Source organism: Persicitalea jodogahamensis, from assembly GCF_014651615.1.
Classification (GTDB): Bacteria; Bacteroidota; Bacteroidia; order Cytophagales; family Spirosomataceae; genus Persicitalea; species Persicitalea jodogahamensis.
This window is the reverse complement of the sequence record NZ_BMXF01000004.1, coordinates 555,344-580,523: the sequence shown is the minus strand read 5'-3', so window position 1 is coordinate 580,523 and position 25,180 is coordinate 555,344. Positions and strand designations below refer to the sequence as shown.

Genomic DNA, 25,180 nt, shown 5'->3' with positions numbered 1-25,180 from the left:
CAGATAATAATTAGAATGATTGATAGAAATACCCGAATAAAAGCATTTGCACATTTAGGTGAATATCTACTAAACCCTACAAATTCGATAGAGATAAAGGAAGTCGCGCAAATGGCGCGAGCCAGAAACGGCTGGTTCGTTCCTGAAAATACCCTTTTTTCTATTGAGAGAATTGCCTCAAACTACCTCGATGAAGGAAAACTCAATTCATTTCTAAACCAGTATGAGCAGGTCACAAATCCCAAAAAAATCGGGGTAGTAATGGCAGGCAACGTACCCGCGGTTGGCTTTCATGATGCGCTGTGCGTACTATTGAGTGGACACAGCCTTCTGGCCAAGTTGAGCAAGGACGATACACCGCTCATGTTCTTTTTACTCGAAACTCTTAAAAAGCTGGAGCCAGAGTTTAAAAATGCGATTCAGATTGTAGAAAGAATAAACGAGGCTGATGCTTACATTGCGACTGGAAGCGACAACACTGCCCGCTATTTTGAATACTACTTTGCTCAAAAACCCAATATCGTTCGCAAGAACCGGACTGCAGTAGCCGTGCTGGATGGCGACGAATCGCCGGAAGAGTTATCCGGGCTTAGTGAAGATATATTCAGGTATTTTGGGTTGGGGTGCCGGAACGTGTCCAAACTATATGTTCCAAAAGGATACGATTTTTCCAAGTTGTATGAGGTCATTGAGGAAAAACGCGCATTTTATGCCAATCATCACAAGTACTTCAACAATTATGAGTACAACCGATCTATCCTGCTGGTAAACCAAACGCCTCATTTTGACAATGGGTTTGTGATGTTTACCGAAAGTGAAGCCATGGTATCACCTCTGAGCGTCGTGTACTATGAGAATTACGAGGATATATCTCATTTAAACACTCTGCTCGAAAATCATACTGAAAAAATTCAGTGTGTGGTAGCCGACCCAACAAAGGTTCCCGGCGCCGTACCGTTTGGCAAGGCCCAGTCACCCGGGCTAAAAGAGTATGCGGACGGGGTCGATACGATGGCTTTTCTCTCTTCATTATAAAAGAAAGAAAAGATTATTATAGTGCTTCTCGCTTTGCCCGGTGGTTCTCACTGCCAATCAATTAATAGCGCCAGCTTGTTAAGTCTGCCCCCACCGGAGCGGAGGTTTCGATGCGTTTGAGGATTTTGGGCAAATACATGGTATTGTACCGCAGCCTGGAAATATAGTTGGGCTGGGTGGGGTCACCGTTCCAGCAATGTTCGGCACGGTCACCGTAGGCTACCTCCCCGTAATAATTAGGTGAGCGAGTACCTTTTAGAAAATCTTCCATGAGATACACCGCATTATTAAGGTAGTAGTTATCCATGTCGCCGCAGTAAATGTGAATTTTACCGGTAAGCTTTGGCCCGAGTGTTTTCCAATCCCGCTTCATAATGTGCATGAGGTCGTAGTTTTCTTTCCAATACTGCGCCACGCCTGGGTCGATGACCCCGGTTTCCTTATTCCATATTGGTTTTGGGTAGCCGTCATCACCAACGGGCGAGTATACGGCCTGCCAGATATCCCACTGGTCCCCCGAGCGGCCTTTACTTCCTAACACGGCCTCCCTCCGGTTCATATCTTCAAGGGTACATAGCATCTCGCCCAGGTAGTTTCTTTTGCCCGGGCGCGGCGTTTTTTTGAACGGGCCATCCCAATAGTAAGCATTCTTATCCATATACAGGTTGACCATGGTATAAGCTTCGAAGGTGATTGGGTCGGGGCAAGCGGCAAAACAACCGTTGAACTCGTCGGGGTAGAAAACCTGCGCGGCCAAGGCTTCCCAACCACCTGTGGAGCCGCCATAGGTAAACCGCGCCCAGCCCTCCCCGATGCCCCGAAACTGCCGCTCTATTTCAGGAAGCAGTTCATACATGATTGCATCGCCGTAAGGACCAATGTTGGCGGAGTTTACCGCATACGAATCATCGTAAAATGGATTGGCATGCTGAATCTCCACGACCAGATAACGGGGAAAATCCGGACTTGTCCATTTTTTGTACATATCGTAAGCTTCCTGGGCCACAATCCTGTTATAGCCGTAAATTCCAAAACGGGCCGAGAAAGACGTGGTGTCGATATCGGCTGGCGGAGGCGTTTCGCTGAAACCACCGAATTGATCGGGGAAGTGGCCGTGGAAAAGGCAAAGTGGATATTTTGCCTCCGGATGCTCATCAAAACCTTCCGGGAGAAGGACCCAGGCTGCAAGGTGCATGTCGCGCCCCCAAAACTTGCTGAGTTTTTCTGATTTGATTTTTATGTACTTGATGTATTTGGTCTGTTTCTTCGCCGGGTCGCCGAGTTCAGGATTTACCTGATCCAGTTTGAGCTTGATTGATTTACCAGATTTCGGATCAAACCGAATTTTAATCGGTTTCGAGTAGTGATTTCCGGGAGCGGTGCGCCAGTTTTGTCCTTCCCCACGATCCATGGGTAGTTTGACGATCTTGCCATCGCTGCGCTTGAATGTCTCGTATTTGTGTAAAAGTACCTGAACATAATAATCGCCGGCAGGCAACCCGGCAAACGACACTGCCGGGTAGCCTGCTGCCTTCATATCGAACCAGACGCTCTGACCCGGCCGTACGCCCTCCACATCCATACCAAACATTTGCTGAGAGTCTACCTCGTCGCTGATCTGGTACCGGGGTTCTGTGCCTTCCTCCGTGGAAAAGAAAAGCAGAAGTCTGCCATCAAGCGTAGCGGTTTTGGCAAAAGTCGGCATATCGATTTCAAATCGACCCACGCTTTGCCCTAATGCAGCCGAACTAAACAAGCCAGAGAAGAAAAGATATAGACCTATTTTTTTCATAAAGAAGAGGATTAGGGTAAAAAGGTAGTTAATGAATGGTAGCCCACTGCAAAAATTTCGGAAATATCTTTGCCCAGGTATTGGGGTGATGCTCTCCTGCTTCGACTTCTTCATAGACGACGTCTCTTCCCCACAAGTACCCTTTTCGCTCTAATTCCGCAATCAGGTCAAGCGTATCGTCAATGGAATCAATGATGCCGTCATTGTCCCGGTCTGATTCTTCATCGTGGGTGCCTGTCTGGAACCAAAACCGCAGGGGTGGTTGCCCGGGTGTGAAGCGAATGATGTTGTGCATAATCCGGTCACTTTCGTCGTAATCGTCATCAAGGGCGCGCTGCCTCCACCAAAAAGAGCCTGAGAAAACTCCAACCCGTGAAAAAATCTCTGCATGGTGCCAGGCGATATCGAGCGCCATTAATCCACTCAGCGAAAAGCCGGTGATTGTCCAGTCCGAGCGATTTTCTGAAAGAGAAAAATTGGTCTTTAAGTAAGGTATCAATTCATCCATCACAAACTGAGTAGTGTTGGCAGCTTTGTTTCCACGGTAGGCATAGTCTGGCTGAGAGGCAGTGCCGTATTCGTAAATCCGATTCTTATTGGCGTGAATTCCCACCACTAGCATGTAGTTTCCTGCTTGATTTAATCCATAGTCACTGATTGCCTTCCCGATGCGCAGTGCCGGAAAATCCTGGCCGTCAAAAACCAATAATACCTTGAGCGGGAATTTGGCCGATAACGTATGAGGATGCAGAAAGGTCAGTTTGACCATTCGCTTCAGATGTGCCGAATGCAGTTTCAATTCCGTAGAAACAGGCATTTCTGACGGGCTTATTTCTTCAGGAGGGATATAATTCACAAGCAGAGTTGGGGGTGTTAGAATGTGACCAACACGGTTAATTTTATAAACAATGATTAGATTTGCAACAATATTTGGCTAAATGGCCCAAAGGCCTCTACGAAATCCAAAAACATCTTGCAAGAAAACCATATTAGCTATTATTCCCATCATCTGGGCCACTCAATTGATATGCTGGTCTTTGGGAACTGGGGCTATCCCATTCTGATATTTCCGACAACGCTGGGCAGCTATTATCAGGCCAAGGATATGGGCCTCATCGAGTCGGTGCGCGGCTTGGTGGAGTCCGGGAAATACAAAATTTATTGTATTGATAGTATAGATAAGGAATCCTGGTATGGAAGACATCTCACTCCCGCCCAAAAAGTGCTTAACCATATACAATACGATAAGTTTTTGGCAAATGAACTCGTCCCATACATTCAGCGGGAATGCAGTGTGGATAAAATTGGCGTAGCCGGGTGTAGTTTCGGCGGTTACCATGCTTTCAATTTTGCTTTTCGTCATCCTGATCTGGTTGCATACCTTATTTCGATGAGTGGGGCGTTCGACATCCGCTCATTCCTGGGAGGGTACTATGACGACAACGTATATTTCAATAATCCGGTGGACTTTGTTCCCAATGAAGAGGGCTGGCGCTATAATCACATGAAGATCGTTCTGGGATCTTCCGAATGGGATATCTGTTTGAACGCCAATCTAACCATGACCCGGATTCTCAACAATAAGGGGATCAACCATTGGTCCGATATTCGTGGCTGGGAACTTCATGACTGGCCCTTATGGCACCGGATGTTCCCGGATTATTTGTCGAAAATGATTTAGCGTCTTCATCCGAACAAAAAAAATAGGGAGTTCGATCCGTAAATAATTATTTCAAAAAACCATATCTTGGGTCAAGTCATTTTTCAGAAATCCTTCCAATGACAATTCCTATCTGGAATTCCTGAAAATCAACTGTTAAATTCGTCTACCAACCGAAAATAAACCAATGAAAAAAATCGGCATTCTTTATGGTATGGAAAACACTTTTCCCCATGCCTTTGTAAACCGCATTAACGAGAAAAATATCGAAGGCATCCGGGCCGAAGGCGTTTCTATTGAACAGGTTAAGCAGGCGGACCCAACCGAATACGCGGTGATAATTGACCGGATTTCACAAGATGTGCCGTTTTATAAAGCATACCTCAAAAATGCTGCGCTGTGTGGCACCGCCGTCATTAACAACCCTTTTTGGTGGAGCGCCGATGAGAAGTTTTTTAACAACTGCCTTGCCGAAAAAATCGGGGTGCCCGTTCCCAAGACGGTACTCTTACCGTCGCACGAGCGCCCTACCGACACCCATGATGTTTCATTTCGCAATCTGAAATCACCTTTAGCATGGCAGAAGATGTTTGAGTATATCGGATTTCCAGCTTACATGAAGCCTCACTCCGGCGGTGGCTGGAAAAGTGTCTATAAAGTTTACAACCCAGAGGATTTGTGGCACAAACATGGGGAAACAGGCCAACTGGTAATGATGCTGCAGGAAGAAATAGAGTTCGACGACTATTTCCGCTGTTATTGCATCGGGCAGAAAGATGTGCTCATCATGCCTTACGAACCGCGCAATCCATTTCACGAGCGCTATACCCCCGAAATGAATACAAAGGGGGAAGCCGGAGAAAAACTCCTGAAAGTCATCCACGACTATACGTTGCGATTGAACAAAGCGCTGGGTTATGACTTCAATACGGTTGAGTTCGCAGTTCGTGATGGAATACCCATCGCCATAGACTTCTGCAATCCAGCTCCTGATGCTGACATTCATTCCGTAGGCCAGAAGAATTTCGATTGGGTGGTGGAAGCTGCCGCCAATATGGCGATCGAGCGCGCCCAAAATCACAAGGAAGGCATGAATAATCTGACTTGGGGAACATTCCTCAAATCGGCTACCAACCAGATTCCGGTGGCCGACATGATGGTTGAACCTACCATTAAAAAGGCAGCACCTGCCAAAAAGGCGGCTACGCCGAAGAAAGGTGCTCCCACTAAGGCCTCAAAGTCTCCTAAGAATAAAGAAACGCAGGAATAGTTAATCAATAGAGGCGATTTTTGGAAGAATGTATTAATCATTATTCTTGGGATCGCCTCTTGCTGAGTACCTGTTTTACATCCACAATTTTCCAACTGACGGCATGACAAAACGCGTGTTCACCCTCGGCATCGAGGAAGAATTCCAGACGATTGACCCTGTTACCCGAAACTTGCGCTCACACATGTCCAAGCTGGTTGAGGATGGAAAAATAATTCTAAAAGAGCGGGTTAAGGCAGAGATGCACCAGGCTATGGTGGAGGTGGGCACCAATATTTGTCATGATATCCATGAGGCTCGTGAGGAGGTCACCTATCTGCGCAAAATGATCCATGATCTGGCTGCAGCCCAGAACTTGCATGTGGCAGCAGCCGGAACCCACCCCTTTGCTGACTGGGTGGATCAGCTCATCACAAATGACCCCAGGTACGATGATCTGATCGACGAAATGCGGGACGTGGCACGGGGTAACCTTATATTTGGGCTCCATGTTCATGTGGGCATTCTCAACCGGAACGAAGGGATAGCGATCATGAACGCAGTGCGTTATTTTTTGCCTCATATCTATGCCCTGTCCACCAATTCGCCTTTCTGGTGTGGCCGAAACACAGGTTTTAAATCATACCGCTCCAAAGTTTTCGATAAATTCCCACGTACCGGTATTCCTGATTTTTTTGCCAGCGCCAGTGAATACGATGAGTACATCAACCTGCTTATCAAAACCAAATGTATCGATAACGCCAAAAAAATATGGTGGGATATTCGGGTGCACCCGTTCTTTAATACCATCGAGTTTAGGATTTGTGATGTTCCAATGCGGGTTGAGGAAACAATATGTCTGGCAGCGATTTGCCAGGCTTTGGTAGTTAAGATTTACAAGCTCCAAAGGCAAAATCTTAATTTTCGGCCCTATCGGCGGAATTTGATTAACGAGAACAAATGGCGTGCTGCCCGATTTGGCATTGAAAGTAAGCTTATTGATTTTGGGATTCAGGAAGAGGTCGAGTTCCGTCAGCTAATGGGTGAACTACTTGAATTTATCGACGACGTGGTAGACGAACTCGGAAGTCGAAAAGAAGTGGAACACGTTCACTGGATTCTGGAAAACGGCAGCGGGGCCGATCGCCAATTGGCAGTCTTCGAAAAATCTGGTGGCGATATGAACGCAGTGGTGGATTACATCGTACAGGAAACTAAGATCGGAGTAGTGTAGTTAGTAGTTATTAGAAAAATACAACTACCGAGCCGAAATTATTCGACACCAATATGACACCACTAAAAAAACTACGCATCGCCATTCTGGACATGAACAATGGTTTCCAGAATGAAGGCATGCGCTGTATAAAGAAACTCGTTAACGATTTTGCCATTGAAGAGGCGCAGGGAATAGAGTGCGAAACTTTTGACGTACGGCAGAATAACGTCGTACCTGATTTGAGTTTTGACATTTACATTTCTTCGGGCGGCCCCGGAAGCCCAAAACCAGAAGGTTTGCCCTGGGAGAAAAAGTTTTTTCAATTCCTCGATTCGATTTATAAATACAATCGAAATCCGCAGAAACGTACCAAAAAGCACCTGTTCCTCATCTGTCACTCATTTCAGCTGGCATGTGTCCATTGGGAAATTGGTCATGTCTGCAAGCGGCGGAAGAATTCTTTTGGAATTTTTCCGATTCACAAAACGCGGCTCGCCATGCGAGAGCCTTTTTTCGAAGGACTGCAGGACCCGTTTTGGGCCGTAGACTCTCGTGATTATCAGGTTATTGAGCCCGACACTTTACTTCTGGAACAGATGGGAGCAAAAATTATGGGTATGGAGAAAATTCGTCCCCATGTACCTCTTGAGCGGGCCGTCATGGCGATTCGTTTCTCCAACGAAATCTTTGGCACTCAATTCCATCCCGAAGCGGACGCCGAGGGCATGTTACGTCATTTTCAAAAGGATGAAAAAAAAGAGGTCATTATTAAAAATTATGGTGAAGAGCGGTACTTTGAAATGATTGCCCATCTGAACGACCCCGAAAAAATCCTGCTGACCGAAAACACTATTCTGCCCAATTTTCTAAAAATCGCTGCCCGGCGTGTGCTGGAACTGCAGCCAGCTTAATATTCGCCCCTAAACTTCCCGTTTTATGCAACAAGCCGCCCGGAGAACTTATAACGAGGCGTTTAGTGAAGATTTATACCAAAATCTCTTAGCTTCCATCGAAAAAGATTTTCCTGGAGAACTGGATTTTCGGGTAGCAGAAAGTCCGGTTTTTGTGCCGCTTTCCTTGAAAAAAAAGTTAATTGAAGCCTGTGAAAGTTTTATCGATATTATGGCATCGGATGACTTCAAAAATAATACGGACCGTGCCATTCCACCTGCACAACGGGTACCTAATGAGAATCAGCACCCCTCCTTTCTTGCCATAGACTTTGCCATTTGTAAAAACGATCAAGACGAATTAGAGCCCCAGTTGATAGAGTTACAGGGCTTCCCGTCGCTCATGGCTTATCAAGCCTATTTATCGGAATTGTTCAAATTTCACGCTCCAATTCCTGAGTCTTTTAACTATGCCTTTGGAGTAAGTACCTACGAAGAGTACATGGAATCCCTGAGGGAATTGATTGTCGGAAATGAAGCTCCTGAAAATGTTATCCTTCTGGAAATATATCCAGAACAGCAAAAAACGAGGGTTGACTTTGCAGTTACTGAACGGATGCTGGGCGTCAAAGCTGTCTGTTACACGGAATTGATTAAAGAAGGTCGAAAGCTTTTTTATGAAAAAGACGGTAAAAAAATTCAGGTCAGACGTATATATAACCGACTGATTTTTGATGACCTGACAAACTTTCCCAACTTAAAAAGTGATTATGTCTTCACCGACGATGTGGATGTAACCTGGGTGGGTCATCCCAACTGGTTCTTTCGAATCAGTAAGTACACCCTACCATTGTTTCGTAGCCCTTACGTCCCCGAGACTAAATTCCTGAGTGACTATCAGGGAAATTTTCCTGATGATTTGGACAACTACGTACTCAAACCTCTTTTTTCTTTTGCCGGAACCGGGGTTCAACTGCACGTAAAGCGGGATGAACTGGTGGGAATAACGGATCCGGAAAATTATATTTTACAAAAAAAGGTAAACTACGAGCCTGTCGTTCAGGCCCCTGATGGGCTTGTAAAGTGCGAAATCAGGATGCTTTACATTTGGCCGGATGACGCAAAACGCCCTCAATTACTGACCAGCCTCAGCCGCCTGAGTCGCGGCGAAATGATTGGTGTTCGTTTTAACAAAGACTTTACCTGGGTAGGCGGAAGCGCAGCGTTTTACGAAAACTAACATCCATGCACCTTAGCCAACGGCAGCTATTCTTTGACCACCTCGCCCAGACTTCCGACTTTCCCCTTGCCCTCGAAATTGAGCGTGCGGAAGGAGTATTTCTGTATGGTCCGGATGGCCAAAGGTACTTTGATCTGATTTCAGGCATTGCCGTAAGTAATGTGGGGCACCGCCATCCTGAAATTCTGTCGGCAATCCACGACCAACTGGACAAGTACATGCACCTGATGGTGTATGGCGAATTTGTGCAGAGTCCGCAAGTAAAGCTGGCAGAGGCGCTGGTTAAAACCCTTGACATCCCTTGTCAATCCCCCTCCCCTTTTGGACTGATCGACTCTGTTTATTTCACCAATTCTGGTACCGAAGCGGTGGAAGGAGCCATGAAACTAGCCAAACGTTTCACTGGTCGAAGCGAGTTTATCTCCTGCTATAACGCGTATCATGGAGCCACCCAGGGGGCGTTGAGTATTTCAGGCGCAGAATTTTTTAAGAGGAACTTTCGCCCTCTCTTGCCCGGAATTAAACAGATCAGGCATGGACATCTACCTGATTTGGAACAGATCACCTGCCGGACCGCAGCGGTGATAATTGAAGTTATCGGGGGCGAATCAGGGGTAAGAATTCCTCCCGCGGAGTATTTTACAGCTTTACGCCAGCGCTGCTCAGACGTGGGAGCCCTCCTGATTTTTGACGAAATTCAAACGGGTTTTGGTCGTACGGGCACTTTTTGGGCCTTCGAACATGTGGAAGTGTACCCCGATATTCTGCTATCAGCAAAAGGCATGGGCGGTGGTATGCCGATTGGTGCTTTCATGGCACCAACTCAATTAATGGCCGTTTTCAAAAATAACCCTATCCTTGGCCATATCACTACCTTCGGTGGGCATCCGGTTTGCTGCGCGGCTTCGCTTGCTACCTTGCAGATTATACAATCAGCCAATCTTGCAGAAGAAGCCAATAGTAAGGGCAATCTGATTAAATCCCTGCTCATCCATCCTAAAATAAAAGAAGTACGCGGCCAGGGACTCATGCTTGCCGCCGAGATGGAATCCTTTGAGGTATTGAAACCCGTTATAGACTGTTGCATTCTGGCGGGGGTGATAACTGACTGGTTTTTATTCTGCGATAATTCCATGCGTATTGCTCCGCCACTAACCATATCGGAAAAGGAGATTCAGGATGCAATCGGGATTATTATGGGGGAATTGGGCTAAAACAACCAGCTACAGGTAGTTACTGACAGCATACCAACGACTCAGCTTTCTAATCGGTTGAAATGAACCGCCCGCACAATTCAGTGGCCACTAAAAAAGCCCCAATCAGAAGATTGGGGCCAAATTTATATAGTGGAGGTAGCGCAGATTAATTCACTACCGCCAATTGCTCGTTCAATTTTTGCTCCAAAACTGACTTGGGCACTGCACCAACGACTTTATCGACCAACTGACCACCTTTGAAGATCATCAGCGTAGGGATGCTGCGGATACCAAACTTGGCAGGAATTTGAGCGTTGGCGTCGACGTCCATCTTGGCAACAACAGCCTTACCTTCAAACTCCCCGGCCAACTGCTCGACCACTGGGCCGATCATCTTACAGGGTCCGCACCATTCGGCCCAAAAATCTACGAGGACGGGCTTATCTCCCGCAATTAATTCATCAAAACTCTTGTCGGTAACTTCGAGTGCTTTTGCCATGATTCTAATTTCTATATTGATATTGTATGATTTAGGTATTTAACCGAATCGGGATCGACAAAAGTTCCTAATGGATCAGGGGCAACCTTGACAATAGGAATCAGTTGAGGGAAAACTGTACGCCTTCCAATAATTTCAGCCGATCAAACAATTCATTGGAGCCATCCACCCGGTAGGCGCGCGAAAGCAACTGTACTTTGGCTTTGGTTTCAGGATCAGTCACAGCCAAACTCAGGGCAAATTTTCCAGGGTGGGATTTGAGCACATCGTTCAACAGTGTCACGAACTTTTGGTCGATGACATCCAGCGGACAGGTCATGCGTACCTCCTTACACATTTGTTCCCTGATTTCAGTAAGTAGCTGAATGCTTGCGATTTTGAACTCAAACTGATCTTCGTTATAGTAGCGGCTCTGAACTTTTCCTTTGATGTACAGAAAATTTCCAACCTGAAGATAGTTCTTTAATCGAACCATGTCATCTCCGCCGAGCAGCATTTCCATGGAACCGCGGTAGTCTTCAATCTTGAAAATCACGAAAGGGCTCCCCCGCTTCGAAACCCGCTCCATCACGCTTGTGACAATACCTGCGACGCTGATATCTTTACCCAGGTAGATTGGATGCGTCATTTCTTCCGGTACGTCCAGTACTTTATCTACCGTGCAAGTGCAAAAACTGTCCATTTCCAGCCGGAATGTATCGAGGGGATGACCGGAAATATAGAATCCAACTACCTCCTGCTCATGTCGAAGTTTTTGCAAATCGCCCCACTCCTCCACTTCCGGTAGTTGAAACTTACTCATCGCTCTTGTATTGTCGCCTCCCAGACCTCCAAACAATGAAACTTGTGCCGATTCCTTTTCGGCCTGAATGGTGTTACCGTAGCGAATCAGTTTTTCAATGAGATTGCTGCTCTCACCATCGATAGCTTCAAAAAATTGCGCCCTGTGCATGTCTTTAAAACAATCAAATGCTCCTGCATAGGCCAGGCTTTCTATCGTTTTCTTATTGACAGTGCGAAGATCGATACGGGTAATGAAATCGAAGATATCAGTGAACGGCCCGTTGGAGGCTCTTTCGGAAATTATGGATTCCACCGCAGCGTCGCCAGTGCCTTTAATCCCTGCCAACCCAAAGCGCACTTCGCCCTTTTTATTGGGATTAAACTGCCGGTCCGACTCATTAATATCCGGTCCCAACACCGGGATGCCGATGCTTTTACACTCTTCAAGGAAAAAGGTAATTTTCTCGATATTACCCAGAGAACTCGTCATTACCGCCGACATATATTCGGCTTTGTAATGCGTTTTCAGGTAGGCCGTCTGGTAAGCTACGAAGGCATAGCAGGTGGAGTGGGATTTATTAAAGGCGTAAGCTGCAAATGCTTCCCAGTCGGTCCAGATCTTATTCAGTTTCTTCTTGTCATGGCCCCGCTCCGCTCCGCCGTCCATGAAGTAGCCCTTCATTTTGTTCAGCGTCTCGATCTGCTTCTTCCCCATTGCCTTCCGCAAGGTGTCAGCCTGCCCCTTGGTAAAGCCTGCCAGTTTTTGAGAAAGCAGCATCACTTGTTCCTGGTAGACTGTGATTCCATACGTATCGCCCAGGTACTCTTCTAATTCAGGAAGATCGTATTCAATGGCTTCCAGTCCATGCTTACGCCTAATGAAGTTAGGGATGTAGGCCAGAGGTCCCGGACGGTACAACGCATTCATGGCGATAAGGTCCTCGAAACGGTCGGGAGCCAGTTCGCGCATGTACTTCTTCATGCCATCCGATTCAAACTGGAATATGGCATTGGTTTCCCCGCGCTGGAAAAGCTCATACACCTTCATATCGTCCAGCGGAATCTCGTCGATTTCAATCTCGATTCCGTGGTTCAGCTTAATAAGTCGAAGCGCTTCCTTTATGATGGTCAGGTTTTTCAGCCCGAGGAAATCCATTTTAATGACCCCTGCGTCTTCAATGATTTTCCCCTGGTACTGGGTTATCAAAAACTCAGATTCCTTGGAAGTCGAAACCGGAATGATTTCCGTCAGGTCACTAGGGGCTATAATGATGCCCGCCGCGTGAATCCCCACGTTACGTACTGTACCTTCCAATCGCTGTGCCTCAGCAAGTACTTGAGCCGCCATATCGTTTCCTTTGGCCGCAGTCCGCATTTTCTTGACGTTCTCCATCTCGTCGTAGGAGATCCCCTCACGTTTAATCAGACTGTCGTTGCCGTCAAGCGGGGAATTGAAAATCCGGTTAAGGGTCATGTTGTAAGCTGGCTTGTCGGGGACCAGCTTCACCAGGGCGTTAGCGTCGGCAAGAGGAAAATCCATCACCCTCGCTACATCTTTGATAGCAGACTTAGCGGCCATAGTACCATAGGTGACAATCTGAGCCACTTGATTATAGCCGTACTTTTTGACTACGTAATCGATCACTTTTTGCCGGCCTTCATCATCGAAGTCGGTGTCGATATCGGGTAAAGATATCCGGTCTGGATTCAGGAAACGCTCAAAAAGTAAGTCGTACTTAATGGGGTCAATATTGGTAATGCCCGTGCAGTAAGCCACCACCGATCCCGCCGCCGAGCCCCGGCCCGGACCAATGAACACGCCCATTTTTCGCCCCGCTTCGATGAAGTCGGCCACGATGAGGAAGTACCCGGGAAAGCCCATGCTGCGGATCGTTTCCAGCTCGAAATTGAGCCGCTCCTCGATTTGGGCAGTGATGGTTCCATATTTTTTCCTCGCCCCTTCAAATGTGATGTGTTTGAGGTATTCCCATTGATTCAGGACATCAGCCGTCAGCTCTTTCCTTCCCGAAAAATCAGACAGCGTATGTGTCTGGAATTCCTTAGGAATCGGGAAGTTGGGCAGCATAATGTCCTTTTGCAATTCCAGCGTTTTGATTTTGCCAACGATCTCATTAGTATTATCGATTGACTCGGGCAAATCATGGAACAGCTTCGTCATCTCAACCGTGTTCTTGAAATAGAACTGGTCACTGTAAAATGCGAAGCGAGAGCCTTTCGGAATTCCGTTCTCTTCGTCGAAATCCTTAGCCGAAGGGGTACTTTTTTTATCGCCCGTGTTGATGCAGAGCAGAATGTCATGCGCGTTCCAGTCTTCCTGATCCACATAGTGTGAATCATTAGAGGCAATTATTTTGACATTGTGCTTGCGGGCAAAACGAACCAGAACCTCATTGGCGATAATCTGATCCCGGATCTCGTGCCGTTGCAGCTCTACATAATAATCCTCTCCAAATACGTCGAGCCACCACTTGAATTCGCGCTCGCCCTGCTCCTCCCCTTTTCTCAAGATAGTCCTTGGTACAGAAGCTCCAATACAGCAAGTCGTGGCAATAAGGCCCTCATGGTACTTTAAAATCAACTCTTTATCGATACGCGGGTACTTGCCATACATTCCCTCGATATACCCCAGGGAGCACAATTTTACCAGGTTTTTATAGCCGATTTCATCCTTAGCTAACAATAGTTGATGGTAGCGAACGTCTTTATTTTCTTTGGTGAACTGCTGCTTGTGGCGGTCCTCCACCACATAAAACTCACAGCCAACGATTGGCTTCACGCCTTGCTTTTTGCCCTCAGCCACAAACTCGAATACACCGAACATATTACCGTGATCGGTGATGGCCACAGCGGGCATATTATCCTCTTTGGCTTTCTTGAATAACTTCTTGATATCTGCGGCTCCGTCGAGCAGCGAGAATTGGGTATGGCAGTGGAGATGGGAAAATTGCACTATTGATGATTTTGAGTTTGTGATTGAATGAATTAGCGAACACGGTACGCCGATTTCGGGTTTGCGCTTGTAGCCTGGCCCCTTGGAGTACCGTACTGAAGAAGTACCCTACTCTTCCTCCTTTTCGTCGTGAAAAATGTAGTTGAGAAAATCGCAGTATGGTTTGATCAGGTGAATTGCATGAAGGATTTCGGGGATAAATGTTTCGGATTGAACTACCTCATCCTTGAAACGGTGCAGGAAGAACAGTTCTTTGCGGCGCAGGAGTTCTATTTCCGGATGATCTTTTAAAAATCCTTTGGGGGTCGTTTTGAGTGCTGCGCCATGAATTTCCGGAAAGAAATTTCTGAATTCCTCATTCTCAATGATTTTTTTGAGCTCGGCCGCATTGTAATCCACTTCCTGTCGGTACTTGGCGAGCTGATTGGCGGTAGGACTCCACATACCCGCCCCCAGGAACGACTGATCACCAGGTTGAATTTGCAAATAATAGTCGACCCTTCCGGAATGTCTGCCCCCTGGACCGATGGCCATACTGAGGTTGTTTTTATAAGGCCGTTTATCCTTGGCAAACCGAATGTCACGGTTGATCCGAAACACGCAGTCTTTGGGCAATGTATTACCTAATTCCTCGAATTGGCCCACCTCCAGTATCAGACGTTCAGCCAAATTCGTAAAATCTTCCTTGGCGGCCTCATATCGTTTTCGGTTTTCCTGAAACCAATCACGGTTATTGTTTTGGGTTAGGTCTTTTATAAATCGTAGTGTTTTAGGGGAAAGCATCTGTTCTGTGGAGCCTTGATGGTTGGGGTCTGAGATTCTCTGAGTGGTGTATTACCGGAATAATTACCTCGATTTTTAAATTTACGCTCCAATTTACCGAATTTTGCCAACGCATTTCGTAAATGCCAAAACCTTACAGCGATAGATAATTGAAAGAAATTAAATTTCAATGGTACTATCCGATATACATTCTACCAAAAAACTGTTCACTGACTAAATGCGCATATTAACCGGTATACAAAGCAGCGGTCGTCCACACCTCGGCAATTTACTTGGCGCCATCATTCCTGCCATCGAACTCTCCCGAAACCCCGACAATGAGTCATTTTTCTTCATTGCGGACCTGCACTCCCTCATAACCATTAAAGATGGCAAAACACGAGAGGAAAATGTAAGAGCCATTGCTTCTGCCTGGCTGGCTTTTGGTTTTGATACCGATCGCAACACTTTCTGGAGACAATCGAGGGTACCCGAACATACCGAAATGGCTTGGTACCTCAATTGCTTTACCCCCTACCCGATGCTGGCTAATGCGCATTCATTCAAAGATAAGTCTGAAAAGCTTTCGGATGTAAACGCCGGCCTCTTCACCTATCCCGTTTTGCAGGCGGCAGATATCCTGCTGTACGACGCCAATGTTGTCCCCGTTGGAAAAGACCAAAAACAGCACCTTGAGATGACCAAGGACATTGCCACCTCGGTCAATTCGCAGGTGGGAAGTGAAATATTGGTACTACCAGAATCACGCATAGATGAGCGACTGATGGTTATCCCTGGCATAGATGGTCAGAAAATGAGTAAGTCTTATGATAACTACATCGATATTTTCGTGAGTGAAAAAGATTTGCTCAAATCAATCAAGAAAATTTTATCAGACTCGACTCCATTGGACGAGCCAAAAAATCCTGATAACGACATCACATTTCAACTGTATTCCTTAATTGCCTCTGATGATCAGACCGCAGAGATGCGAGACAATTATATGCGCGGTGGATATGGCTACGGCCATGCCAAGAAGGCATTGCATGAATTGATTCTGGAAAAATTCAAGGAGCCTCGGGAGATATTCAACTACTACATGAACAACCATAAAGCTCTGGAAAGCAAATTAGAAGAAGGCGAAGAAAAAGCCAGGGTTGTAGCACGGCAGACCGTTAGCCGGATGCGGCAAGCTCTCGGTTTTGGTGCGTGAGCCAGTTATTGGACCATATCATTCAGTTCGATCAGAATTTATTTTTGTGGCTGAACGGTCATCATAATCGATACTGGGACGCGGTAATGATTGTGATTACCAACAAGCTTACCTGGATACCATTGTATGTGCTCCTGTTGTACGCCATCATAAAGCAATTCAAATTAAAAGCCATCGGCTTGATCCTCTCTATCCTGGCGGTGGTTACGCTCTCTGATCAAATCGCCTCAACGATCTTTAAGCCCTACTTTATGCGTCCCCGCCCCTGTCATGAACCTTCCTTAGAGTCATTGATTCATTTGGTGGGGGGGTGTGGCGGAGAATTTGGCTTCGTATCGTCCCATGCTGCCACAAGTTTCGGGATAGCATTAATAATTAATCTACTGCCAACCAGCCGATTAAGAGCCACCAGATGGCTTTTTCTCTGGGCTTTGGTTTACTCGTTCAGTCGAATATATGTTGGCGTCCATTATCCGCTTGATCTCCTGGTCGGCGCGGTAGTTGGGGTACTTTCGGCATTACTGATATTTTATTTTTATATCAAATTGAATAAAGATGACAGAATCCCATAAATCAGGATCTGACCTCTCCGCACAATCATCTGATCCATTGTAATACTGATTATTCACAAATTAAAACACCGTAAAGCTGGAAGCAGATCGCTGAAAGCCCGACATTTTTTTTTACTTTTGCGCAACTTTTTGATTCCATGGCATCTATCAATACCGTTAAGATCTTTTCTGGAAGTTTTTCTACGCACCTCGCTGAGCAAATTGCCAAAGAGTATGGCCGGCCACTGGGAGGGTACACCTGTCGTCAGTTCAGTGACGGGGAGATCTCTCCTGCGTATGACGAATCAGTAAGGGGATGTGACGTTTTTCTGATTCAATCCACTCCTCCTCCTGGCGACAATCTTCTGGAATTGCTACTTATGGCAGATGCGGCCCGTCGTGCATCGGCTCATAATGTAACATTGGTACTGCCCTATTTTGGCTACGCCCGGCAGGATCGTAAAGACAAACCTCGGGTATCGATTGCCGCCAAGCTGATTGCCAATCTGCTGACGGCTTCGGGAGCGGACCGTTTGATGACCATTGATTTGCACGCTGGTCAAATTCAGGGTTTTTTTGATTTCCCAGTAGACAATCTGGAAGCCATTTCCATTTTTGTTCCTTACGTTGAATCCTTGAAACTAGAGAACCTGCTTATTGCCTCTCCAGATGTAGGTGGTGCGGCGCGGGTAAGAAACTTCGCTAAGTTTCTTAATGCCGATATGGTGATTTGTGACAAGTACCGCAAAAGGGCAAACGAAATTGCCTCCATGCAGGTCATTGGGGACGTCGAAGGTGCAAACGTCGTTCTTTTTGATGATATGATAGATACTGGCGGCACCCTTTGTAAAGCCGCCGAAATCATCCTGGAAAAAGGCGCAAAGTCCGTAAGGGCAGTATGTACGCATGCACTGATGTCGGGTAAAGCATACGAAAACATCGAAAATTCGGCCCTTGAAGAACTGATCGTTACCGACTCGATGCCATTGCGTCATGAAAGCAAAAAAATTAAAGTTATTTCGGTTGCGCCACTATTTGCCAAAGCAATTGGCCGCATCCGTGACCACGAATCTGTTAGCTCACTTTTTTTAAATAACCAGTAAATTTTAAGTTCATTTTTTAATCAAGTATGAAAAAATTAGAGATTGTAGGGTATCGAAGAGCGAATCTCGGTAGAAAGCACTCCCAGGACCTGCGGGCCCAAGGCTACGTACCGGGTGTGCTATATGGTGGCACCGCCCAACACCATTTTTACGCGCCGAACATGCTGTTCCGTGAATTGTTGACCTCGGGCGACGTTTTTGAAGTAACGCTAAATATTGAGGGGGACGAATACCAGGCTATTTTGCAGGAAACGCAGTTTCACCCCGTGAATGATTCCCTGTTGCACGCTGACTTTCTGGAGATTCTTCCTGGTAAGGAAGTGAAGGTTGATGTACCGATAAAATTGACCGGAATAGCAAAAGGTGTTACAAGTGGTGGTAAACTTAACCAAAAATTACGTAAATTGCGAGTGCAAGGTATGGCCGCAGATATTCCTGATTACATTGAGCTAAATGTCAGCTCTTTGGAATTGGGTAAATCAATGAAGGTTTCTGCAATTGCTGAGGAAGGATTCACTACCCTCTCTCAAAAGGCGGTTCCCGTCGTTTCTGTGGATGTACCACGTGCATTGCGTGGTGGTGGCTTGACAGCCGCAGAGGAAGCAGAAGCCGATGAGGCTGATGATGCTGGTGAAAACACCGAAGGTGAAACGCCGGCTGCTGAATAAGTTTATTTTTCATGGCTAATAGATGCAAACGTGCCGACCATTGGTCGGCATTTTTGTTTTCTGTTTTCCGGCACAGCTTTTTCTGATAGGATTTCATTCAAAAACTCAATCCAAATCCAAATGCTGAAAGAACAATTCGACTTATCCGGAAAAATCGCCCTCGTGACGGGAGCCAGCCAGGGAATTGGAAAAGGAATCGCCCTGGGGCTGGCCGAATACGGGGCAGAGGTTATTATACTTTATCATAAAGACAGAAAACAGGCCGAAGCAGTGGCCCAGGAGCTGGAAGTGAATGGCGGTAGAGTTATAGTTATGGCATCGGACTTTTCAAAGCCGGATGCTGCCAGAGAGCTTCGAATACAGCTGGGTAAAAAAAATAAACTACCGGACATTCTTGTAGTGAATGCATCGGTTCAGGTTGCCAAAGACTGGCAGGAGACTACTGAATCAGATTTTGATTTTCAGGTAAATACCAATTTCAAATCCACGCTCTTCCTTTTTCAGGAGTTTATTCCCAAAATGATTGAACGTGGTTGGGGGCGGGTAGTAACGATTGGCAGCGTACAACAGCAGAAGCCACACCCCGCCATGATCGTATATGCCGCCACCAAGTCAGCAGTGGATAATATGGTCCGGAACGTGGCCATGCAAATTGCGGAACAGGGGGTAACGGTAAATAACCTGGCTCCCGGCGTGATTGGAACCCCTCGGCTGGATGAACCCGTTCCGGAGGTGGAAGAACGAATTGATCAGCGAATGACTACCCCGACAGGTAGTATTGGTGATCCAATCGATTGTGCAGCCATGGCGCTACTTTTGTGTTCAGACGCTGGCAAATTTATCACCGGTCAGAACATTTACGTCGATGGCGGCATGAGTTTGTAATACTTTTTATCAAAAAAGCCCGCCGGAATATTCCGGCGGGCTTTTTTGATGGACAATGATTTGGAGACTGTTATAATTTCATGCTCCAAATTTGAAATTTATTTTTTTGTCACACGGATGGAGGTCCGGCGATTCTGGGCACGTCCCTCCTCTGTGTCGTTCGAGGCTACCGGATATTGCTCGCCATACCCTTCCGACTCCAGGCGTGAAGCATCAACGCCCATATCAATCATAGACTGCTTTACCGAGGCTGCACGGTCTGCTGATAGTTTCATGTTCATATCAGGATCGCCCGTGTTGTCCGTATAACCTCCCAGTTTTACGTTCACATTTGGATACGCTTTCAAGATTTCGGCGATGTTACCCAACTGCTCTTTGGATTCAGGCTTCAGGGTCTCCCTACCCGTTTCGAAAAGCAGTCGGTCGAAATCAAACCAGGTAGTTTTATCGACAGGACTATCGGAGCGAATAAATTCGGCGAGACTACGCTCAACAGGATTTCCGGTACTTGCAATGTTCAACTTCAAGCCGTTTTCCAGTTCATACACGTCCGTAGGGGTCATGCTACCGTCTATCGGCATTACTTCTACTGCGGGTTCCTCAATGACATTGTCAATGTTGTTTGAAACAACCGCAATATAGGGCGCGATAACAAGGGATACGATCGACATCAGCTTGATCAGGATATTCATTGAGGGGCCTGAAGTATCCTTGAAGGGATCACCTACGGTATCACCAGTCACCGACGCCTTGTGCGGCTCAGATTTTTTGTAATACATTTCGCCGTCGATCAATACACCTTTCTCAAAGGACTTCTTGGCATTGTCCCAGGCGCCACCTGCATTAGACTGGAAAATTCCCATCAATACACCAGAAACGGTTACGCCTGCCAAGAGGCCACCCAGTACTTCCGGCCCCATTGTGAAACCAACAATTACTGGCGTGACCAACGCAATAGCACCTGGAAGAATCATTTGCTTCAAAGAGGCTTGTGTCGATATGGCCACACACTTTTCATATTCTGGCTCTGCCTGATACTCCATAATGCCGGGAATTTCCCGGAATTGACGGCGTACCTCATTCACCATTTCCATGGCCGCTTTGCCCACCGCAGAAATGGCCAACGCACTGAATATAAACGGAATCATACCACCGACAAACAAGCCTGCCAGTACATCGGCCTTATAAATATCGATAGCCCGGATACCTGCTATGCCTACGAAGGCTGCAAACAGCGCAAGCGAAGTCAGAGCTGCGGACGCAATGGCGAAGCCCTTGCCTGTCGCCGCGGTAGTATTACCGACAGCATCAAGATTATCGGTGCGCTCACGAACCTCAGGCGGCAATTGCGACATTTCGGCAATACCACCAGCGTTATCGGCGATTGGCCCGAAGGCATCGATGGCCAGCTGCATGGCAGTGGTCGCCATCATTCCGGCCGCAGCAATAGATACACCGTAAAGGCCAGCGAATTTATAAGAAAGGATAATTCCGGCCGCCAAAACCAGAATCGGAAGTACCGTAGATTCCATTCCGACAGCTAATCCGCCAATAATGTTGGTGGCATGCCCCGTTCCGGATTTTTGCACAATGGAATCCACCGGACGCTTACCCATGGCGGTATAGTATTCTGTAATGATGGACATTAATGCGCCCACGATCAGTCCTGTCACGATAGCGTAAAAAACACCATCGGCAGTAAATTCGAAACCACGTAAATTCAGCGTCTCAGGTAGAATACCCTTAACCAAAAAATAAGAGGTGAAAAGGGTGATTACGACTGATGCCCAGTTACCAAGATTGAGTGCATTCTGAACCGATGAAGTTTCTTTGCTGATGCGCACAAAAAAGGTGGATACCAGCGAAGCCAGCAAACCAACTGCGGCAATCATCATTGGAAGCAATACAGGTGAGTACCCACCGTAAGCATCCGTGTCCGCCACGTCGATTTCCTGACCAAGTACCATCGTCGCAAGAATAGTGGCCACATAAGAACCAAAAAGATCGGCTCCCATACCTGCAACGTCGCCCACGTTATCACCTACGTTATCGGCGATGGTCGCCGGGTTCCGCACATCGTCTTCCGGAATTCCGGCTTCCACTTTACCGACAAGGTCAGCACCTACGTCGGCCGCTTTGGTATAAATACCACCGCCTACCCGTGCGAAGAGAGCGATTGATTCGGCACCCAGTGAAAAACCGGCCAGAACCTCGATCGCTTTCCGCATTTCTTCGGAGTTCAATGGCAAGCCGGGGGCGAAGTATTGGTAAAAAATAATGAAAAGACCGCCCAGACCAAGCACTGCCAGACCAGCTACACCCATTCCCATAACTGAGCCACCAGTGAAGGAAACCTGTAAAGCCTTTGCCAAAGAAGTACGAGCGGCCTCAGCGGTACGTACGTTCGCTTTGGTCGCGATTTTCATACCAATGTACCCCGCAAATGCCGAGAAAACAGCACCGATCAAAAAGGCAACAGCGATAAGGGGTGAGGAATTGATTGGTCTTTCGGGCGTACCCTCGTCTGAACCCAGCCAGAAAAGAAGAGCGGCCGTAGGAAGGGCAAACATGGCCAGAACCTTCCATTCCGCTTTAAGAAAAGCTATTGCCCCGTCGGCAATGTAGCCCGATAACCGCTGCATTTCGGCATTTCCAGCGGGCTGTTTGGAGACCCAACTGAATCGCCACGCGGTGTAAAGCAATCCCACCAGACCGAAGGCGGGTACCAGGTAAATAATACTATCCATGCTAAGTATGTAAATGGTTTTTGTAGTGAAAAATCGGGCAAATATAGCGGATTGGGCCGCACTTGCCCAAGCTATTTCAAAAGAGTAGCATTATTTAACCTGATTACTGGATAATTTGGCGCAAGCCGTTTGAACAGACTATCTTTGATGGTATTTTGCCTTTTGTACAACCGTTTATTTTAAATGAAAAAGATATATACCCTGTTTCTTTGCCTTCTGGCTCCAAATATCTCCACAATTGCTCAAGTACCCAACCCTACTTCCGGGGAAATATTTCTTGATCTGAAAAAACTGAATGTACTGGGCAGTGCGATGCACATCGCCGCTCACCCTGACGATGAGAACAGTCTTCTGCTCGCCTATCTAGCCAAAGAAAGGCTGGTGAATACTTTTTATCTGGCGCTGACACGCGGTGACGGGGGACAGAATCTCATCGGATCTGAGCAAGGTGAATACATCGGCATCATTCGCACTCAGGAATTACTGGCAGCTCGCCGAACCGACGGAGCACAACAGTTATTTACGCACGCCTACGATTTCGGGTATTCCAAAACCCGTGAAGAAACGCTTGACTTTTGGGGTAAAGATCTTATTCTGGGCGATGTAGTTTATCTGATTCGTAAATTTCGGCCTGATGTCCTCATCGCGCGCTTTCCTCCCGATGAACGGGCCGGGCACGGACACCATAACTCATCCGCTTACTTAGCGCATGAGGCTTTCAAAATCAGTGGTGATCCCACCAAATTTCCTGAACAATTAAAGTACGTGAAGCCGTGGCAACCTGAGCGAATTGTCTGGAATACGTATTCGCGCGGCTTTCAAAACAACGCCCCAACGGACGGTGGTGAATATGTAGAGGTAGACTTGAGTGGATATAATCCCATCCTTGGCAAATCTTACAGCGAGATCGCGGCTTCCAGTCGTTCCATGCACAAAACACAGGGATTCGGCTCGGCCCCCAATATCAATCTAAGAAAAGACTTCATGCTGCATGTGGATGGGAAGCCCGCCAAAGCAGACCTTTTTGACGATGTGGATTTAAGTTGGAATCGTGTGAAGAATAGCGGCAAGGTTAGCCAGATGATTCAGAAAGCCATCGCGGATTTTGATCTGACCCAACCTTCGGCATCCGTTCCTGCTTTGGTTGAAATCTATAAAGAACTGGAAACCTTGGACTCCAAAGATTTCTACGTCAGGAAGAAAAAAGAGGAAGTACAGGAGTTGATTAAGGAGAGTCTGGGATTGTGGTTTGAAACCAATCCAGCTGACTATTCGGCATCACCGGGTGGAAAAGCGACTGTTAATATTAAAGTAGTTAATCGATCGCTCACACCCGTTACTTTGAAAAGCATCAAGATGACTGGGGCCGCGTTTGACAGCACGCTCAATGTCTCGCTCAATTCTTACGAAGCGCTCCAATTTGACAAGACAATTGGAATACCCAAAAACCTGGCTATTACCCAACCGTACTGGCTGCGTAAGCCGATCAAGGATCGGAAAGTTTTTCAATTCGACAACCCAGATCTCGTGGGAAAGCCAGAAAACGACCCTGAACTTGAAACAGCTTACACCTTTTTTATAGAAGGCAGCACTTTCACTTTCACCTCCCCCTGGAAGTATAAGTCAGTTGATCCATCGGAGGGGGAAATATACCGGCCCTTTGAACTACGTCCGGCGGTTACCGTGAATCTCTCGGAGCAGGTTTTTGTCTTCGCCGACCAGCAACCGAAATCCGTCGATTTACTATTAAAAGCGAATGAGCCAAACATGAAAGGCAAAATCGCGTTTGATCTGCCAAAGGGATGGAAGGCAGAGCCCGCTCAGCTAGATTTCTCAACAAAAGATAAATACGAAGAGAAAATCTATACGGTAAAAGTAACGCCCCCAACGGGTGACAGTGAAGGAAAAATGGCCGTGAAAGTAACCACCGATCGTGGTACTTTATCATATAGCCTGAGAAGCGTCGAGTTTCGGCACATTCCTACCCAGACCCTATTTCCTCCTGCCGAAACGGAACTGGTAAAGCTTAACATCAAAAATCTGGCTAAGAAAATAGGCTATATTGCTGGAGCTGGCGATGAAGTACCTGCTGCGTTGCGGCAGATGGGAACGGAGGTGACCATGTTGGATGAGAAAGAATTGGGAAAAGATCTTAGCTTGTATGATGCCATTGTAGTGGGCGTCCGCGCTTACAATACCGAAGATCGGCTGGGATTTTATCAACAAAAGCTCTTGGATTACGTAAAGAACGGTGGTACGATGGTTGTCCAATACGCCACGGCTCGAAACGGTTTCCTGAGCAATGGCTTGAAAGTAGAAAATATGGGACCGTACCCCTTCGATATCAGCCGCGACCGCGTAACTGACGAAAATGCCACAATGAAATTCCTGAATCCAAATGAGCCTTTGCTGAATAATCCGAATACGATTACGCAGAAGGATTTCGAAGGCTGGATTCAGGAACGAGGACTCTATTTTGCTTCCGGTTTTGAAAAAAACTACACGCCTGTATTTGCCAGCAAGGATCCTGGAGAGGAGGAACAGCGCGGAAGCCTGATCTACACCAAATACGGGAAAGGAATTTATATTTATACAGGAATTTCCTTTTTCCGGGAACTACCAGCGGGAGTACCTGGCGCCTACCGACTGTTTGCCAATTTGATCTCGGCGGGTAAATAATCCGCAATTCTCCTTTTTTGTAGATACCATTTTCCCTCGAC

19 protein-coding genes are annotated in these 25,180 nt (G+C 46.8%); 13 read left to right on the top strand and 6 right to left on the bottom strand.

Annotated elements, in window-relative coordinates:
* The first annotated feature begins 15 nt into the window (after nucleotides 1-15).
* A complete protein-coding gene (locus tag IE117_RS20770; protein ID WP_189566715.1) occupies nucleotides 16-1,035 on the top strand; it encodes an acyl-CoA reductase in 1,020 nt (339 codons plus the stop codon).
* A gap of 61 nt (nucleotides 1,036-1,096) precedes the next feature.
* Here the strand turns inward: IE117_RS20770 and IE117_RS20765 are convergent, their stop codons facing one another.
* Entirely contained in the window at nucleotides 1,097-2,827 is a 1,731-nt protein-coding gene (locus tag IE117_RS20765; RefSeq protein WP_189566713.1) for an alpha/beta hydrolase, read from the bottom strand.
* A gap of 28 nt (nucleotides 2,828-2,855) precedes the next feature.
* Entirely contained in the window at nucleotides 2,856-3,644 is a 789-nt protein-coding gene (locus IE117_RS20760) for an alpha/beta hydrolase (protein ID WP_189566711.1), read from the bottom strand.
* Nucleotides 3,645-3,800: 156 nt separating this feature from the next.
* Between IE117_RS20760 and IE117_RS20755 the strand changes: the two genes are divergently transcribed.
* The 6 genes from IE117_RS20755 to IE117_RS20730 all read left to right on the top strand — a co-directional run bounded on the left by IE117_RS20755 (nucleotide 3,801) and on the right by IE117_RS20730 (nucleotide 10,296).
* Complete coding sequence (locus IE117_RS20755) at nucleotides 3,801-4,508, top strand: esterase family protein (RefSeq protein ID WP_189566709.1); 708 nt, start codon at nucleotides 3,801-3,803, stop codon at nucleotides 4,506-4,508.
* A 166-nt stretch (nucleotides 4,509-4,674) separates the two neighbouring features.
* On the top strand, nucleotides 4,675-5,757 hold the full coding sequence (locus tag IE117_RS20750) for an ATP-grasp domain-containing protein (protein ID WP_189566707.1): 1,083 nt from the start codon (nucleotides 4,675-4,677) through the stop codon (nucleotides 5,755-5,757).
* Between the two features lie 103 nt (nucleotides 5,758-5,860).
* Complete coding sequence (locus IE117_RS20745; RefSeq protein ID WP_189566705.1) at nucleotides 5,861-6,970, top strand: carboxylate-amine ligase; 1,110 nt, start codon at nucleotides 5,861-5,863, stop codon at nucleotides 6,968-6,970.
* A 53-nt stretch (nucleotides 6,971-7,023) separates the two neighbouring features.
* Nucleotides 7,024-7,863, top strand: a complete 840-nt coding sequence (locus IE117_RS20740) for a type 1 glutamine amidotransferase (protein ID WP_189566703.1) — start codon at nucleotides 7,024-7,026, stop codon at nucleotides 7,861-7,863.
* A 25-nt stretch (nucleotides 7,864-7,888) separates the two neighbouring features.
* Nucleotides 7,889-9,082 (top strand): hypothetical protein, encoded by a 1,194-nt coding sequence (locus IE117_RS20735; RefSeq protein ID WP_189566701.1) that lies wholly within the window; start codon nucleotides 7,889-7,891, stop codon nucleotides 9,080-9,082.
* 5 nt (nucleotides 9,083-9,087) lie between these two features.
* Nucleotides 9,088-10,296: an aspartate aminotransferase family protein gene (locus IE117_RS20730; RefSeq protein ID WP_189566699.1), complete on the top strand. Its 1,209-nt coding sequence runs from the start codon at nucleotides 9,088-9,090 to the stop codon at nucleotides 10,294-10,296.
* A gap of 148 nt (nucleotides 10,297-10,444) precedes the next feature.
* On the opposite strand, the gene trxA is transcribed toward IE117_RS20730, so the two are convergent.
* The 3 genes from trxA to IE117_RS20715 form a co-directional block, all read right to left on the bottom strand.
* Complete coding sequence (gene trxA / locus IE117_RS20725) at nucleotides 10,445-10,777, bottom strand: thioredoxin (protein WP_189566697.1); 333 nt, start codon at nucleotides 10,775-10,777, stop codon at nucleotides 10,445-10,447.
* Nucleotides 10,778-10,877: 100 nt separating this feature from the next.
* Nucleotides 10,878-14,531, bottom strand: a complete 3,654-nt coding sequence (gene dnaE, locus IE117_RS20720; RefSeq protein ID WP_189566695.1) for a DNA polymerase III subunit alpha — start codon at nucleotides 14,529-14,531, stop codon at nucleotides 10,878-10,880.
* Nucleotides 14,532-14,639: 108 nt separating this feature from the next.
* Nucleotides 14,640-15,314 carry a DUF2461 domain-containing protein gene (locus tag IE117_RS20715; protein WP_189566693.1) on the bottom strand — a complete coding sequence of 225 codons (675 nt, stop codon included), beginning with the start codon at nucleotides 15,312-15,314 and terminating at the stop codon, nucleotides 14,640-14,642.
* Between the two features lie 217 nt (nucleotides 15,315-15,531).
* On the opposite strand from IE117_RS20715, the gene trpS reads away from it, so the two are divergent.
* From trpS to IE117_RS20690, 5 genes are all read left to right on the top strand, one after another.
* Nucleotides 15,532-16,506, top strand: coding sequence for a tryptophan--tRNA ligase (gene trpS / locus IE117_RS20710; protein WP_189566691.1), 975 nt, complete (start codon nucleotides 15,532-15,534; stop codon nucleotides 16,504-16,506).
* The gene (locus IE117_RS26285; RefSeq protein WP_189566689.1) at nucleotides 16,503-17,078 is read left to right on the top strand and encodes a phosphatase PAP2 family protein; all 576 of its coding nucleotides are present in this window, start codon (nucleotides 16,503-16,505) and stop codon (nucleotides 17,076-17,078) included. Before trpS ends, IE117_RS26285 begins: the two co-directional genes overlap by 4 nt.
* A gap of 137 nt (nucleotides 17,079-17,215) precedes the next feature.
* Nucleotides 17,216-18,160: a ribose-phosphate pyrophosphokinase gene (locus IE117_RS20700; protein ID WP_189566687.1), complete on the top strand. Its 945-nt coding sequence runs from the start codon at nucleotides 17,216-17,218 to the stop codon at nucleotides 18,158-18,160.
* A gap of 26 nt (nucleotides 18,161-18,186) precedes the next feature.
* Entirely contained in the window at nucleotides 18,187-18,828 is a 642-nt protein-coding gene (locus IE117_RS20695) for a 50S ribosomal protein L25/general stress protein Ctc (RefSeq protein WP_189566686.1), read from the top strand.
* Between the two features lie 120 nt (nucleotides 18,829-18,948).
* Entirely contained in the window at nucleotides 18,949-19,713 is a 765-nt protein-coding gene (locus IE117_RS20690) for an SDR family NAD(P)-dependent oxidoreductase (protein WP_189566684.1), read from the top strand.
* A gap of 98 nt (nucleotides 19,714-19,811) precedes the next feature.
* On the opposite strand, the gene IE117_RS20685 is transcribed toward IE117_RS20690, so the two are convergent.
* On the bottom strand, nucleotides 19,812-22,460 hold the full coding sequence (locus IE117_RS20685) for a sodium-translocating pyrophosphatase (protein WP_189566683.1): 2,649 nt from the start codon (nucleotides 22,458-22,460) through the stop codon (nucleotides 19,812-19,814).
* Between the two features lie 183 nt (nucleotides 22,461-22,643).
* On the opposite strand from IE117_RS20685, the gene IE117_RS20680 reads away from it, so the two are divergent.
* Nucleotides 22,644-25,139 carry a PIG-L family deacetylase gene (locus IE117_RS20680; RefSeq protein WP_189566682.1) on the top strand — a complete coding sequence of 832 codons (2,496 nt, stop codon included), beginning with the start codon at nucleotides 22,644-22,646 and terminating at the stop codon, nucleotides 25,137-25,139.
* Nucleotides 25,140-25,180: the final 41 nt, after the last annotated feature.

Excerpts from the sequence above, each read along its gene's own strand:
- IE117_RS20770 (WP_189566715.1), top strand. The coding sequence starts at position 16 with ATGATTGATAGAAATACCCGAATAAAAGCATTTGCACATTTAGGTGAA.
- IE117_RS20765 (WP_189566713.1), bottom strand. The coding sequence starts at position 2,827 with ATGAAAAAAATAGGTCTATATCTTTTCTTCTCTGGCTTGTTTAGTTCG.
- IE117_RS20760 (WP_189566711.1), bottom strand. The coding sequence starts at position 3,644 with ATGCCTGTTTCTACGGAATTGAAACTGCATTCGGCACATCTGAAGCGA.
- IE117_RS20750 (WP_189566707.1), top strand. The coding sequence starts at position 4,675 with ATGAAAAAAATCGGCATTCTTTATGGTATGGAAAACACTTTTCCCCAT.
- IE117_RS20745 (WP_189566705.1), top strand. The coding sequence starts at position 5,861 with ATGACAAAACGCGTGTTCACCCTCGGCATCGAGGAAGAATTCCAGACG.
- IE117_RS20740 (WP_189566703.1), top strand. The coding sequence starts at position 7,024 with ATGACACCACTAAAAAAACTACGCATCGCCATTCTGGACATGAACAAT.
- IE117_RS20735 (WP_189566701.1), top strand. The coding sequence starts at position 7,889 with ATGCAACAAGCCGCCCGGAGAACTTATAACGAGGCGTTTAGTGAAGAT.
- IE117_RS20730 (WP_189566699.1), top strand. The coding sequence starts at position 9,088 with ATGCACCTTAGCCAACGGCAGCTATTCTTTGACCACCTCGCCCAGACT.
- trxA (WP_189566697.1), bottom strand. The coding sequence starts at position 10,777 with ATGGCAAAAGCACTCGAAGTTACCGACAAGAGTTTTGATGAATTAATT.
- IE117_RS20715 (WP_189566693.1), bottom strand. The coding sequence starts at position 15,314 with ATGCTTTCCCCTAAAACACTACGATTTATAAAAGACCTAACCCAAAAC.
- trpS (WP_189566691.1), top strand. The coding sequence starts at position 15,532 with ATGCGCATATTAACCGGTATACAAAGCAGCGGTCGTCCACACCTCGGC.
- IE117_RS20700 (WP_189566687.1), top strand. The coding sequence starts at position 17,216 with ATGGCATCTATCAATACCGTTAAGATCTTTTCTGGAAGTTTTTCTACG.
- IE117_RS20695 (WP_189566686.1), top strand. The coding sequence starts at position 18,187 with ATGAAAAAATTAGAGATTGTAGGGTATCGAAGAGCGAATCTCGGTAGA.
- IE117_RS20690 (WP_189566684.1), top strand. The coding sequence starts at position 18,949 with ATGCTGAAAGAACAATTCGACTTATCCGGAAAAATCGCCCTCGTGACG.
- IE117_RS20685 (WP_189566683.1), bottom strand. The coding sequence starts at position 22,460 with ATGGATAGTATTATTTACCTGGTACCCGCCTTCGGTCTGGTGGGATTG.
- IE117_RS20680 (WP_189566682.1), top strand. The coding sequence starts at position 22,644 with ATGAAAAAGATATATACCCTGTTTCTTTGCCTTCTGGCTCCAAATATC.